Here is a 12,211-nt window from a genome sequence, read left to right on the forward strand (position 1 = left end):
GGACGTGCAGGTGCTCAACAATGCGATCTGGACCAACCTGAAGAAATGAGGCGCGCCGGCTCAGCGCCGGCGCAGGATGGCGGCGGCGAGCGCCGCAGGGTCGGCGGTTCCGCCGGTCCGCCCGAAGAGCGCCGCGTCGAGCGCCGCCGTCTCCCGCCCGGTCGTCGGCAGGCCGAGGTCGCGGCGGCGGCGAAGGTGGCGCTCCGCAGCCCGGCGCAGCGCCACGAGGTCGCCGGACCGGGCGGCCCGGCGCACCGCCCACCGGGTCGGATCGACCGGCGAGAGCCGCCGCAGCGCGCGGACGACGTCGCCCCACCGCCGCCGGGTCCGCCCCGTGGCGGCACCGGCGACGCCGACGAGAAGCCCGAGGCCGACCGCGATCGTGGCCGCTCGGACCTGGCTGTCCGGCAGGCTGTCCGCGCCGCCGAGGTTCTCGCCGAAGCTCACATAGCCGAACGGGATGGCGGGGATCTCGGCGCGGCGCATCTGGCGCGCGACGGTGTCGAACCAGGGGATTTCCACGGCGGGGAGCACGCCCGGCTCGCCGGTGCGCGGCCTGAGGTTCCATTCCCAGGTGACGGTGGTGACGGGCCCGTCCGGCGTCGGCCGCGTCTCGCGGATCTCCGGGGCGGCGAAGGTGATGAGCCAGGGCTCGCGCATGGACGGGCGCGGCGGGAGCTGCTGCGGCAGCGCGCCCTCGGCCCGGATCACCACCCGCCGCACCAGGGTCTCGCCGTCTCTCAGCTCGCCGGGCAAGGCCGACAGGCTGTCCTCAACGGTGAGATTGCGGGCGGCGAGTGGGGGATGCTCGGCCGGGAACGGCGCCACCGTCAGCGTGACCGCCTCCGCCGTCACCGGCCGCGGCTCCCGGCCCTTCGGCCCGCCCATGACCGTAAGTTCGTGCACCACGGGGCCGATTGTCAGCGCCCCGGCGCGGCGGGGGTAGACCGCGACCCGCCGCTCGAACACCCGAACAGTGCGGCCGTCGATCCTTTCCTCGCGCCACTGGTCGCGCGCGACCTGGATCCAGTCGTACGCGTCCGAAGACGGAAACGTGAGCTTCTCCAGCGTGATGAAGCTGGTGTACTCGCCCCGGACGGTGACCATCACCATCTCGCCGGCCACCGGCGCGACGTCCGGCACCAGGATGCGCAGCGTCTCGGCGCGGGCGGCGCCGGCCAGCAGCAGGAAGAGTATCGCAAGCCGGATCACCATGGGTCACCCTCCTCGGGGCGGAGGAGCCCGAGCGCGGCGCGGCGCTCGTGTTCCTTTTCCAGACGCAGGCGCAGGAACTCTCCCGGATCGTCCGCGATCGTGTCGAGCCAGGCGTCGGTCGCCACATAGCCCCGCGCCTCGATCGGCTTCTTCCATTCCGGGTCCGGTGTGCTCGGCAGGGCCGCGCCCGTCACCGCGCCGGTGAGGCCGCCAACAGCCGCGAGCCGCCCCGGCGCGACGCTGTCGCCGCGAACCTTGACCACCATCGCGTCCACCAGATCGCGGACGCGGCGGGCTTCCGCGTCGGCCGGGTTGGCGAAGAGGACCGCGTCCAGGTAGGCGACCGACAGGGCGTGCTGGCCCGTGGCGGCGAGCGTCAGCGCGCGGTTGAAGGTCTGGCCGCGCCCGGCGCCGGCAAGCACCGCGTCGGCCGCCGCGTAGTCGCCGTCCCGGTAGAGCGCCAGCCCCTTCGCAGCCGGATCCTGGATCAGCCCGGCGGCGCCCGGAACGCCCGCAAAGAGCGCGAGCCGGCCGAGGGCCGCCGGGCCGCCGAGCGCCATCAGGGCAAGGCCGGCCGCCGCCATGAGAGCCACGCGCTTCATCGGCGCCTCCGGAACAGGGCGAGGAGGGGCAGGACGGCGAAGCCGGCGACGGCTGGGCCGAAGTCGCGGAACCTGAGGGCCGACAGCGCGGGATCATCGCCGAGCGACCCCGAACCGGCGAGGGCCGCGAGCACCGGGCCCGACGCGCGCGCCGGCGCCGCGGTGGCGGCGATGTCCGCCAGCGCCGCCGGATCGCCGCCGCCGCTGGCCGATCCGTCGAGCGTCAGGGCGAGCAGGCGAACGCCGTCGCCGGTGAGGCGCTGCGCTTCCGCCACGGCCGCCGCATCCAGCCCGCCGCCGTCGGAGATCAGCACCACGGCGGCGTCGCGGCTGCCGTCGAGCATGCGCCGGGCGAGCGCGAGGGCGCTGGCCGGCCGGCTGCCCTTGTCGGGCATGATCCCTGGGCCGAGCACGGCGATCTGGCTTTCCAGAGTGGTCGGATCGGCCGTCGGGGCGGCCACGTCGTAGGCCTCGCCGGCGTAGAGAATGAGGCCGACCGGCCGCCCCTCCACCGCCGACAGGATCTCGGCCGCCGCCGCCTTCGCGTCGGCGAGCGCCGGGCCGTCCGTCACCGACGGCGACATGTCGAGGGCGATCAGCACGGCGCCGGTTCCGGCGAGTAGCGGCGCGTCGGACCGCGGCAACGCCGGGCCGGCAAGGCCCGCGGCGATGAGGGCGGCGGCCGCAACGGCAGCGAGGCCGCGATGGCCGCCGCCGGCCTGGAGGTGGCCGAGCGCGCGCATCGCCGCCAGCATGGCCGGCGGCATCACGCGCTCCCAACCGCCCGCCGACGGGCCGCGCCGCCACAGCCAGATCGCCAGGACGGCGAGCACCGGCAGGACCGCGAGCCACCAGGGCCGGAGGATCACGAACTCGCTCATGGCGACCGCCGTACCGCGAGGGCGAAGACGAAGGCGAGCGCCGCGCCGCCCGGCCACATCCAGAGGTCGCGCCAGACTTGAGTGGGCGGTCGGCGCATGGGGTTGGGCTCCAGCCGGTCGAGGGTCCGGGCCATCGCCTCCAGGTCGGCCATGGTCCGGACACGGAAGCTCTCGCCGCCGCCGGCCTCGGCCACCGCCCGCAGCGTCGCCGCGTCCACCGCGTCACGCGATTGCGGCTGGCTCTCCAGGTCCTCCGGGCCGAGCGCGATGGTATGCACCCGGATGCCGTGGCGGCCGGCGAGCGCCGCCGCGTCGGTCGCCCGCACCTTGCCGGACGTGTCGACCCCGTCGGAAAGGAGAACCACCACCTTGGCGGTCGCCTCGCTCGCTGTCAGACGCTTGGCGGCGAGACCGAGCCCGTCCGAAATGGCGGTGGAGCGGCCGGAGATGCCGATCTGGGCCGTCTCGATGGCGGTCGCGACGGAGTTGACGTCGAAGGTCGGCGGCTGCGCCACATAGGCCCGGTCGCCGAAGACCACGAGGCCGATCCGGTCGCCCCGCCGCGACCGGACGAAGCCGGCGGCGACGCGCTTGACCGCGTCGAGGCGCATGAGCGGCTTGCCGTCGAGCATGAAGTCCTCCGCCACCATGCTGCCGGAGAGGTCGATCGCCAGGATGATCTCGCGGCCGGACGCGGTGACGAGGTCCGTCGTGGTGGCAACGCGCGGACCGGACAGCGCAACGACGAGGGCCGTCCAGGCAGCGACCAGCAGCAGCGTGCCGATCCGGTCGTCGCGCGCACCGGCCGGGGCGGACGCCGCGAAGGTGCCGGACGGCACGGCGAGCGACGCCGGCGCGTCCGCCATGGCGCCAAGGAGACGCTGGACCAGGAAGGGCAGCGGCAGCAGGAGGAGCGCCAACGGAAACGCGAGGCTCATCGGCGCACCCGCCGGGCCGCGAGCGCGATCCGCTCGATCTCCGCGTCGGACACCGTTGGCCCCGCTCGGTAGGCGGTCGACCGCAGTTCCTTCGGCAGGTGGCCGAGCACCCGCGCGACGGCGAGCGCGCGCTCCTCGGCCGGCAGCCCGCGCGAGGCGCGGATCCGGGCGCGGCGGGAGGGGGCGCGGACAAGGAAGGGCGCGATCAGCCAGACCAGAAGGGCGCCGAGCACCAGTCCGGCGCCGAACAGCGCCAGCAGATCGGAGGGCTGCAACAGCAGCATGGACGGGGGCAGACGGCCGGCCGGGAGAGCGGCGATCAGGTCAGCTTGCGTCGGCGTCATCGGCGGTCACCTGGAGGACGACGTTGAGGGTGCGGAACCGCGCCGAAAGGGCAGCCGTATCGAGTGCGGCCAGCCGGGCCACGCGCCCTGCCCCGCCGAAGCGGATCGGGAAGGCGCCGGCCGGCGGGCCGATCTCGATGGGATCGAGCGGCAGGACGATCGCCACCCGCCGGCGGCGGGCGAGGCGGGCGAGCGCCGCCTCGTCGTCCGCCGCGACGCCGTCCGGCCCGGTGGCGAACAGGATCTCGGCGCCCGGCGGCGCGAGGCGGGCCGCCCGGACGAGGGCACCGGTGAGCGCAGGAACGGCCGGACCCGGGTCGACGTCGCGCCCGGCACCCGGCCCGTCGAGCGCGCGGTCGTGCAGGGTGGCCAGCATGTGGGCGATCCGCCCCATCTGGTTGGCCCCGGCGGCGAACGGCAGGCTGCTGGCGCCGTGGGCGTCGACGACCATGGCCGACACGGCGGCGCCGCGCGCCACCGCGCGCCAGCCGCGCCGCGCCAGGGCGCGGGCGGCGCGCACGGACCGGAGGTCGGGCCCGGTGCCCCAGAGCATCGACGGCCGGAAGTCGGCGATCAGCAGAACCGTGTCGTCCCGGTCCTCGTGGAAGGTGCGGATGTGCGGCTGGCCGGTTCGCGCCGTCGCCGCCGGGTCGATCCGGCGGGCGTCGTCGCCCTCCACGAAGGCGCGGATCTCGCGAAGGTCCATGCCGGCGCCGGGCGGCTTGCCCGGTACGGCGCCCGGCCGCCGGGTCGCCGGGCGGTGCCGGCCCCGATCGGGCGCGACGTCACGAAGGGCCATGAGGTCCGCGGCCGTCACGCGAAGGCCCGGCGCATGGGCGACGGCGCTCACCATGGCTCCACCGCGGTCAGGATCTCGGCGACCAGCGACCGGCCCGTCCGCCCTTCGCCGATCGCCGCCCAGGTGGGGACGAGCCGGTGGGCGAGCGCGTCCGGCGCCAGCGCCGTCACGTCCTCCGGCAGCGCGTAGTCGCGGCCCTTCAGGAAGGCGCGGGCCTGGGCGGCGGCGGCGAGCGCAAGCGTGCCACGCGGCGAGATCGCGTGCTCCACATACGCGGCGACCACGCCGCCCGGCCGCGAGGCCATCACCAGCCGCACGATATAGTCCTTGAGCGCCGGCGACAGGTGCACCTCCGCCGCCTCGGCGCGCGCCTTGTGCAGCGTCTCGGCGGTGACCTGCACGGCATCGAGCACCGGCGGCGAGGCCCGCTCCGCCGACACGAGGTCCAGGATGGCGCGCTCCTGCTCGGCTTCCGGCAGGCCGAGCGAGAGATGGAGGAGGAAGCGGTCCATCTGGGCTTCGGGCAGCGGGAAGGTGCCCTCGTGCTCGATCGGGTTCTGGGTCGCCACCACCATGAAAGGGTCCGGCAGCCGCCGGGACACCCCCGCCGTGGTCACCTGGCTTTCCGCCATCGCCTCCAGAAGGGCCGACTGGACCTTCGGCGGCGCTCGGTTGATCTCGTCGACGAGCACCAGCGCGTGGAAGAGCGGGCCGGGCATGAACTCGAACGAACCGGTTTCCGGCCGGAACACCTGGGTGCCGGTGAGGTCGGCCGGCAACAGGTCGGGCGTGCACTGGATGCGCGCGTGGCTGCCCGGCAAGTGGGCGGCGAGCCGCTTCACCGCGCGGGTCTTGGCGATGCCCGGTGGCCCCTCGATCAGCACGTGGCCGCCCGCCAGCAGGGCGACGAGCAGCCGTTCGACCATCTCCTCGTGGCCGATCAGGCCGGTGGCGACATCGGCCCCGAGGCTGGCGATCGGGTGAATCATCGTGTTCATGCGGGCGGTCTCCCTTTCCGGCGGAGAATGGGCCGGCGCGCGCGGCGTGGCCAGAGACGCCCTCCCGGGCGATCCGGGAAGATCGCCCGGACGCGGCGGGACAAGGCGGCTCGAGGGCTCAGGTGGGCACCCGGGCGGTGGCGCGCATGCCGCCCTCGGCCGGCTCCAGCGCGAAACGCCCGCCGAGCGCGCCGACCCGCTCCTGGATGCCGAGGAGGCCGAAGCCGTCGCCGATCGGCACGTCGGCGCGCATGCCGCCGTCATCGGCGACCACCAGCACGATCTCCCGCCCCACCGCGACCGAGAGGGCGATGCGCGTCGGCGCGCCGTGGCGGATCGCGTTGGTCAGGCATTCCTGCGCGATCCGGTAGAGGCTGAGGGCAAGGTCGTCGGGCACCCCGTCGAGATCGCCCTTGGTGTCCATGACGAACCGCACGGCCGGCACGCGGGTGCGCCAGTTCGCCACCAGCCGCTCCAGCGCCGGCCGCAGCCCGAGTTCGTCGAGATCGGGCGGGCGCAGGCGCGACAGTTCGGCCTTCAGGCTGTCCATCATCTGGCCGGTGATCTCGGCGATCCGCTCGCCCTCCCCGGCCGTGCTCTCGCCGGATTGGGCGACGGCGGCTGCCAGCGACCGGGTCGCGGTCAGGCACTGGCCGAATTCGTCGTGGAGTTCCCGTGCCAGCGCCCGGCGCTCGTTCTCCTGCACGGTGAACAGCCGGCGCGTCAGGTCCGTGCGGGCGTCGCGGGCTTCCTGAAGCGCCTCGGCCGTGTCGTTCAGCGCGAGGCTCAGGCTGTCGAACTCGGCGACGCGCAGGCGCGGCTGGCGGGTGGAGAAGTCGCCGCGCTGCAGCCCCTCGATGCCGCGGAGGATGGTGCGGAAGGGGGCGAGCAGGCGGGCGATGACGACCCCGGTGAGGAGCGCGCCGCCGACCGCCATGCCGATGGCGACCCGCATCAGGTCGCCGGCCCGCTCCCAGGCGCGGGTGGTGATCACCGCCGGATCGGCGAAGGCCGTCACCCGGCCCTCGGCAATGGTGCGCGTGCGCACCGGCACCGTGACCGGCTCCGGCACGAGGCCGGTGCGGTCCGCGAGCCACACGAACCAGCCCGGCGCCGCGGCGTCCGCCACCAGATAGGGGCCGCAGCGGCGATGGGTCGGCTGGTCCTCGGACCCGAACTCCACGCAGATGCCGGGCGCGATCAGCGTCCAGGCGGGAAACTGCTGCCAGTCGCGGAAGACGGGTGTCGGCGCGACGCCGCCGAAGGCGAGGCCGACGAAATCCGGCCGGGCGTCGATGGCGACCGCGACCCGGTTGGCCGTCTGGTCGGCGTCCCGATGGGCCGCCTCGGCCGTATCCCAGAGCACCCAGCCAGCCGCCGCCACGACGGTCACCAGGCCGGCGGCCAACATGCGGAGCACCAGTTGAGGCAGGAGCCCGCGGATCATGGCGCTTCGGTCAGCCCGGCCCGCTGCGCTTTCAGCACCAGGTCGGCATCGCCCGACGCGTTCAGCTTCAGCCGGATCTGCGAGAGGTTGTTCTGCACCGTCTTCGACGAGAGGCCGAGCCGGTCGGCGATCGAGCGGCCGTTCATGCCGCGCGCCAGCATCGTCAGGATCTCGCGTTCACGCGGGGTCAGCGACGCCATGTCGTCGCCGCCGAGCGAGGTGTGTGCGATCTCCTGCGCCATGTCCGACGACAGCACCCGCCGCCCCGTCATGACGGCCTTGATGGCGCGGACGAGTTCCTCCGGGGGGCTGCTCTTCGACACGAACCCGCGGGCGCCGGCCGCCATCGCCCGCTGGGCGAACACCGCACCCTGGTGCATGGAAACGACGATGATCCGCGCGTCGGGATCGCGCGAAAGGATCGCCTGGACGGCCGGCAAGCCGCCGGCGCCCGGCATCGACAGGTCCATCAGGACCACGTCCGGCCGATAGTCCCTGAACGCCTCCACCGCCGTCTCGCCATCGCCGGCCTCCGACACCACGGCCATGCCGACCTGGCGCTCCAGCAGCCGGCGAAATCCCTCCCGCACGATGGGATGGTCGTCGACGAGAAGTATGCGGATCAAGGACATATATGAACGATACAGGGGTTCGCCGCCGGCACAACGGGGTGAATTGATGCAGCCGCGGCCGCTTCAGCGCCAGGAGAGGCGGCGCGCGATCAGCGGCGTCGCGATCGCCATGGCGGCCGCCGAAAACAGGCAGGCCGGCAGGAGGCCGAACACGTCCACCACCGGGGCTACGAGAGCCACTCCGGCGGACTGCGCAACGAAAAGGCACGTGGCGAAGAAGGCGACCCCGGTTCCCCGCGCGTCCGGCATGATCTGCGTCGCGTGGAACTGCAGCGGGTTGTGAACGAGGTAGAAGCCGAACCCCATCAGGGCGATGGCCAGCGGCATCGACCAGAGCGCGGGCGAGAGGCCGAGGGCGAGAAAGCCGACCGCCATCACCGGGCCGCCGACGGCCATCAGCCGGGCCGGGCGGAAGCGTCGGATCAGCCGGCCGACGAGGCTGGTGTAGACGATCCCGCCGAGCGCGAAGAAGGCGAGGATCAGGCCCACGGTGCCGAGGTCGATGCCGAAGCGGTCGTGGAGACTGGCGCCCGCGAAGGCCAGGACCCCGAACACCGCGACGCCCTCCAGGACGACCGCGCCGAGCACCAGATACGCATAGCGGTTGCCGACCAGCTTCAGCACCTGCGCGAGCGGATTGCGCGGCGGCGCGGCGGCCGGCGCGTCGACCCCCGTGAACCGCGCGCCCCAGGCGAGCGCGCCGGCGACCACCAGGAAGCAGGCCGCGAAGGCGAGGAGCGCGGCCCGCCAGCCGAAGTGCTCGGTCAGAATACCGCCGATCACCTGCCCCATCAGTCCGCCGGTGATGGTGCCCATCATGTAGCGGGCCATCACCGTCTGCCGCTCCGCGACCGGCACCTTGTCGCCGATCCACGCCAGGGCGAGCGGCACGATGCCCGCCGCCGCCGCGCCCGCGAAGAGACGTGCGGCGGTCAGTTGTCCGAGCGTCACCGCGAGGCTGGCGACGGCGCTGGCGAACGCGCTGAGAAGGCAGAGCGCGAAGATCAGGCGGTACTTGCCGAACCGATCGCCGACAAGGCCGATCGCCAGCTGACAACACCCGTAGCCGAGCGCGTAGGCGGTGATGACGGCCGACGCCTGCCCCACCGTCACGCCGAAATCGTCGGCGAGACCGGGCAAGAGGGTGTCCATCGCGCGCAGGTTCACGCTGGCGGCGAAGCCGGACGCGGAGAGGATCAGGACGGCCCGCCCATGGTCGACGGTCGACGCGGCGGCCGTCACGGACGGATCGCCCTTGAGGGAACCGGCGAACGGCCGAGCCGCCCGGATGGAGAGCGGGAGACCTGCCGCGAAACTGCGTGACGGATGGTCATTCTGCACACGTTCCGAGCATGGACAAAAGCAATCCAATCTTCAGCGTCCGCCCTTTGACTTCGCGCCAGTCGGACGATTTATAAAATAGTTTATAAAATCCAGGAAGCGACGGCGTGGCCGAGTGCAGTCCTGATTTGCAAAGCATGTCTCGTCTTTTGCCGATGCGCAGTCCCCGCACGGCGGCTGGCGAGGTCCTGTCGAAAAGGAACCGTCCATGCGCAGCCATCGTCCTCTCGCGCTTCTCGGCGTGATCAGCCGCCGCACCGTTCTCCTTGCAGGAATCGCGCTTGCGGCGGCCTTTACGCCGGCTGCCGCCGTTGCCGCCGACAAGGCCGCGACGATCGTCCTCAGCACCACCGACCAGGACGTCAGCTACCAGCCCTACGGGCCCCTCGCGGCCCAGCTCGGCTATTTCGCCGAGGAAGGCCTCGACGTCACGATCGAGACCGCCGGCACCAGCGGCCAGGTTCTGCAGCTGGTCCTGTCCGGCAAGGCGCAGTTCGGCATGGTGGGTCCCGACAGCGTCCTCCTCGCCGCCGCCAAGGGCGACGTGCCGATCAAGATGATCTACGTGCTCATCCGCAAGAGCATCTACACGGCGGCGGTGAAGCCGGACTCGCCCATCCAGGACTTCAGCGGCCTTGCCGGCAAGGTGGTCGGCATGCCGGCCCTCTCCACCACGCTGGAGGCCTTCACCAAGATCCGCATGACCGACGACGGCGCCCCCGGGCCGGCCGCCAGCATCATCGAGACGGGCTATGGCGTGACCTCTATGGAGGCGCTGAAGTCCGGCACCATCGACGCCTTCATCGCCTGGCCGGGCCTCTTCGCGGCCTACCAGAACGCGGGCTACGACATCCGCCTGCTGCCCTACGGCGACTGGCAGAACGACTACTACGGCATCGGCCTTGCCGCCCGCGAGGACTACATCGCCGCCAACCCGGACGTGATCGACACCATCGCGCGCGGTCTCGCCAAGTCGGCCGTCTTCATCAAGACCAACCCGGAGAAGGTGGTCGAGACCTTCTGGGCCACCTACCCGACCCGCGCGCCGCTGCCGGGCGAGGACGTGGAGGAGGCGATGACGAAGGAGATGCGCATTCTCGGCGCGACCATCGGCCAGATGCGCATCGACGAATTCCCGCTCGACTTCATGTGGGGCTCGCAGGACGCCGCCACCTGGCAGCGCCACTACGACCTCCTGAAGAAGACCGGCCAGATCACGACGGATTTCGATCCGACGAAGTTCTTCACGAACGACTTCAACGAGAAAGCCAACGCCTTCGACCGCGCGCCCATCGTCGCGTCGGCGGCCGAATGAGCGCGCCCTCTCCGGCGTCTGCGCAAGGTCAGGCCGCGAAGGCGAGCCCCATCCATGTCTCGGCGGTGACCAAGGTCTTCAAGACCCGCACCGGCGACGAGGTGCTGGCGCTCGCCGACACGACCTTCAAGATCGCGAGCGGCGAGTTCGTGTCGATCGTCGGGCCGTCCGGCTGCGGCAAGTCCACGGTGATGCGCATCATCGCGGGGCTGATGGAAGCCTCCAAGGGCGCCGTACTGCTCGGATCGAAGGTGGTCACCACGCCATCGCCCGAGATCGGCATCGCCTTCCAGAAGGCCGTGCTCCTGCCCTGGCTTCCGGTCGCCCGCAACATCGCCCTGCCGGCCGAGTTGGAAGGCCGGATGGCCAAGGCCGAAATCGACGCGCGGGTGGACCGGCTGCTGGAGATGGTGCGCCTCAAGGGCGCCGGGGGCCGCTACCCCGGCGAACTCTCCGGCGGCATGCAGCAGCGCGTCTCGATCGCCCGCGCGCTGATGACGGAACCGTCCGTTCTTCTCATGGACGAACCGTTCGGCGCCCTCGACGCGCTGACGCGCGAGCATATGCACGACGAGTTGCTGGCCATCTGGGCGGCGAACCGTCCGACCGTGGTCTTCATCACCCACGACATCGCCGAGGCCGTCTACCTGTCGGACCGGGTGCTGGTGATGGCGTCGCGCCCCGGCCGCGTCATCGCCGACGTGCCGATCGACCTGCCGCGGCCCCGCACGCCCGACATCCGCGGCGAGGCCCGTTTCGCCAAGCTCGGCGCCGAGATCCGCGCCCTCATTCCCCACTGACCTCGCCCCACGACCCTCGGAGGGAGCCATGGCCATGACAGGACAGAAGAGCGGGCGCATGTCTCAGCTCTCGGCGACGCTCGCCGACCTGCAGACATCCCGACTCGCCGGCGTGCTCCACGTGGTCGGCGTGCGCATGGTCCAGCTTCTCGGCGGATTGCTCGTCTGGGATCTGCTCGTGCGCGGGTTCCAGGTCGACCCGCGGATCGTGCCCTCGCCGCTGGACGTCCTTGAATCCCTCTGGAACCTGACGATCTCCGGCATCCTCTTCGATGCCATCCGGATCACCATGCTGCAGACGGTGATCGGCTTCGTCATCGGCGCCGGCCTCGGCATCGTGCTCGCCGTGACCCTGTCCGAGGTCAAGATCCTGAAGCTGATCCTGCAGCCCTACATCGTCGCGCTGCAGGCGGTCCCGAAGGTGGCGGTCGCCCCGCTCTTCCTCATCTGGTTCGGCTTCGGCATGGAATCGAAGATCGCGCTCGTGGTCAGCATCCTGTTCTTTCCCGTGCTGGTGAACACGATGGCGGGCCTCGACGCCACCACCGAGGAGCAGTTGGAACTGATGCGGGCCTATCGGGCGACCCGGTGGCAGACGCTCGTCCGCCTGAAGGCCTATGTGGCCCTTCCCTTCGTGTTCGCCGCCTTCGAGGTCTCCCTGGTCCTCGCCCTGACGGCGTCCGTGGTGGCGGAGCTCCTCGGATCCGGCACCCTCGTCGGCCTCGGCACGCTCATCAAGATCTTCGACGCGCGCATGAACTCGGCCGGCATCTTCGCCGTGCTGATCGTGCTCTCCGTCCTCGGCGTCGCCCTCCACGCCCTGGTCATCGCCGCCTCGCACCGCTTCCTTGCCTGGAGCCGCCCGCTCTGAGGCGGTCCCGCTCGACACCAGGCTTCCC

Annotated in this window: 13 protein-coding genes; 3 read left to right on the forward strand and 10 right to left on the reverse strand. The window is 72.2% G+C overall.

Annotated features, from left to right (window positions below; translation table 11 throughout):
• Nucleotides 1–60: 60 nt before the first annotated feature.
• The 10 genes from BUQ68_RS02840 to BUQ68_RS02885 all read right to left on the reverse strand — a co-directional run bounded on the left by BUQ68_RS02840 (nt 61) and on the right by BUQ68_RS02885 (nt 9,098).
• Nucleotides 61–1,215, reverse strand: a complete 1,155-nt coding sequence (locus tag BUQ68_RS02840) for a BatD family protein (RefSeq protein ID WP_075214436.1) — start codon at nt 1,213–1,215, stop codon at nt 61–63.
• On the reverse strand, nt 1,209–1,817 hold the full coding sequence (locus tag BUQ68_RS02845) for a hypothetical protein (RefSeq protein ID WP_075214437.1): 609 nt from the start codon (nt 1,815–1,817) through the stop codon (nt 1,209–1,211). Before BUQ68_RS02845 ends, BUQ68_RS02840 begins: the two co-directional genes overlap by 7 nt.
• Nucleotides 1,814–2,698 (reverse strand): VWA domain-containing protein, encoded by an 885-nt coding sequence (locus tag BUQ68_RS02850; RefSeq protein WP_075214438.1) that lies wholly within the window; start codon nt 2,696–2,698, stop codon nt 1,814–1,816. The genes BUQ68_RS02845 and BUQ68_RS02850 overlap by 4 nt, the downstream gene beginning before the upstream one ends.
• A complete protein-coding gene (locus BUQ68_RS02855) occupies nt 2,695–3,636 on the reverse strand; it encodes a VWA domain-containing protein (protein WP_075214439.1) in 942 nt (313 codons plus the stop codon). Before BUQ68_RS02855 ends, BUQ68_RS02850 begins: the two co-directional genes overlap by 4 nt.
• Nucleotides 3,633–3,980: a hypothetical protein gene (locus BUQ68_RS02860; RefSeq protein ID WP_075214440.1), complete on the reverse strand. Its 348-nt coding sequence runs from the start codon at nt 3,978–3,980 to the stop codon at nt 3,633–3,635. Before BUQ68_RS02860 ends, BUQ68_RS02855 begins: the two co-directional genes overlap by 4 nt.
• Nucleotides 3,961–4,833 carry a DUF58 domain-containing protein gene (locus tag BUQ68_RS02865; protein ID WP_083656191.1) on the reverse strand — a complete coding sequence of 291 codons (873 nt, stop codon included), beginning with the start codon at nt 4,831–4,833 and terminating at the stop codon, nt 3,961–3,963. Before BUQ68_RS02865 ends, BUQ68_RS02860 begins: the two co-directional genes overlap by 20 nt.
• Nucleotides 4,827–5,777, reverse strand: coding sequence for an AAA family ATPase (locus BUQ68_RS02870; RefSeq protein WP_075214441.1), 951 nt, complete (start codon nt 5,775–5,777; stop codon nt 4,827–4,829). Before BUQ68_RS02870 ends, BUQ68_RS02865 begins: the two co-directional genes overlap by 7 nt.
• 118 nt (nt 5,778–5,895) lie before the next feature.
• Nucleotides 5,896–7,224, reverse strand: coding sequence for a histidine kinase (locus tag BUQ68_RS02875; protein ID WP_245293146.1), 1,329 nt, complete (start codon nt 7,222–7,224; stop codon nt 5,896–5,898).
• Nucleotides 7,221–7,856, reverse strand: a complete 636-nt coding sequence (locus BUQ68_RS02880; RefSeq protein WP_075214442.1) for a response regulator — start codon at nt 7,854–7,856, stop codon at nt 7,221–7,223. Before BUQ68_RS02880 ends, BUQ68_RS02875 begins: the two co-directional genes overlap by 4 nt.
• A 63-nt stretch (nt 7,857–7,919) precedes the next feature.
• A complete protein-coding gene (locus BUQ68_RS02885) occupies nt 7,920–9,098 on the reverse strand; it encodes an MFS transporter (RefSeq protein WP_075214755.1) in 1,179 nt (392 codons plus the stop codon).
• 307 nt (nt 9,099–9,405) lie between these two features.
• Between BUQ68_RS02885 and BUQ68_RS02890 the strand changes: the two genes are divergently transcribed.
• From BUQ68_RS02890 to BUQ68_RS02900, 3 genes are read left to right on the forward strand one after another with little or no spacing between them, the layout of a single operon-like run.
• Nucleotides 9,406–10,512, forward strand: a complete 1,107-nt coding sequence (locus BUQ68_RS02890; RefSeq protein WP_075214443.1) for an ABC transporter substrate-binding protein — start codon at nt 9,406–9,408, stop codon at nt 10,510–10,512.
• On the forward strand, nt 10,509–11,312 hold the full coding sequence (locus BUQ68_RS02895; RefSeq protein ID WP_083656195.1) for an ABC transporter ATP-binding protein: 804 nt from the start codon (nt 10,509–10,511) through the stop codon (nt 11,310–11,312). The genes BUQ68_RS02890 and BUQ68_RS02895 overlap by 4 nt, the downstream gene beginning before the upstream one ends.
• Nucleotides 11,313–11,340: 28 nt before the next feature.
• Entirely contained in the window at nt 11,341–12,183 is an 843-nt protein-coding gene (locus BUQ68_RS02900) for an ABC transporter permease (RefSeq protein WP_075214444.1), read from the forward strand.
• Nucleotides 12,184–12,211: the final 28 nt, after the last annotated feature.

Origin of the sequence: Mongoliimonas terrestris (assembly GCF_001927285.1) — a bacterium.
In the GTDB taxonomy this organism is placed as follows: domain Bacteria; phylum Pseudomonadota; class Alphaproteobacteria; order Rhizobiales; family Pleomorphomonadaceae; genus Chthonobacter; species Chthonobacter terrestris.

Bases quoted from the DNA above. Each gene is read 5' to 3' on its own strand.
- BUQ68_RS02840 (WP_075214436.1), bottom strand. From the start codon at position 1,215: ATGGTGATCCGGCTTGCGATACTCTTCCTGCTGCTGGCCGGCGCCGCC.
- BUQ68_RS02845 (WP_075214437.1), bottom strand. From the start codon at position 1,817: ATGAAGCGCGTGGCTCTCATGGCGGCGGCCGGCCTTGCCCTGATGGCG.
- BUQ68_RS02850 (WP_075214438.1), bottom strand. From the start codon at position 2,698: ATGAGCGAGTTCGTGATCCTCCGGCCCTGGTGGCTCGCGGTCCTGCCG.
- BUQ68_RS02855 (WP_075214439.1), bottom strand. From the start codon at position 3,636: ATGAGCCTCGCGTTTCCGTTGGCGCTCCTCCTGCTGCCGCTGCCCTTC.
- BUQ68_RS02860 (WP_075214440.1), bottom strand. From the start codon at position 3,980: ATGACGCCGACGCAAGCTGACCTGATCGCCGCTCTCCCGGCCGGCCGT.
- BUQ68_RS02865 (WP_083656191.1), bottom strand. From the start codon at position 4,833: ATGGTGAGCGCCGTCGCCCATGCGCCGGGCCTTCGCGTGACGGCCGCG.
- BUQ68_RS02870 (WP_075214441.1), bottom strand. From the start codon at position 5,777: ATGAACACGATGATTCACCCGATCGCCAGCCTCGGGGCCGATGTCGCC.
- BUQ68_RS02875 (WP_245293146.1), bottom strand. From the start codon at position 7,224: ATGATCCGCGGGCTCCTGCCTCAACTGGTGCTCCGCATGTTGGCCGCC.
- BUQ68_RS02880 (WP_075214442.1), bottom strand. From the start codon at position 7,856: ATGTCCTTGATCCGCATACTTCTCGTCGACGACCATCCCATCGTGCGG.
- BUQ68_RS02890 (WP_075214443.1), top strand. From the start codon at position 9,406: ATGCGCAGCCATCGTCCTCTCGCGCTTCTCGGCGTGATCAGCCGCCGC.
- BUQ68_RS02895 (WP_083656195.1), top strand. From the start codon at position 10,509: ATGAGCGCGCCCTCTCCGGCGTCTGCGCAAGGTCAGGCCGCGAAGGCG.
- BUQ68_RS02900 (WP_075214444.1), top strand. From the start codon at position 11,341: ATGGCCATGACAGGACAGAAGAGCGGGCGCATGTCTCAGCTCTCGGCG.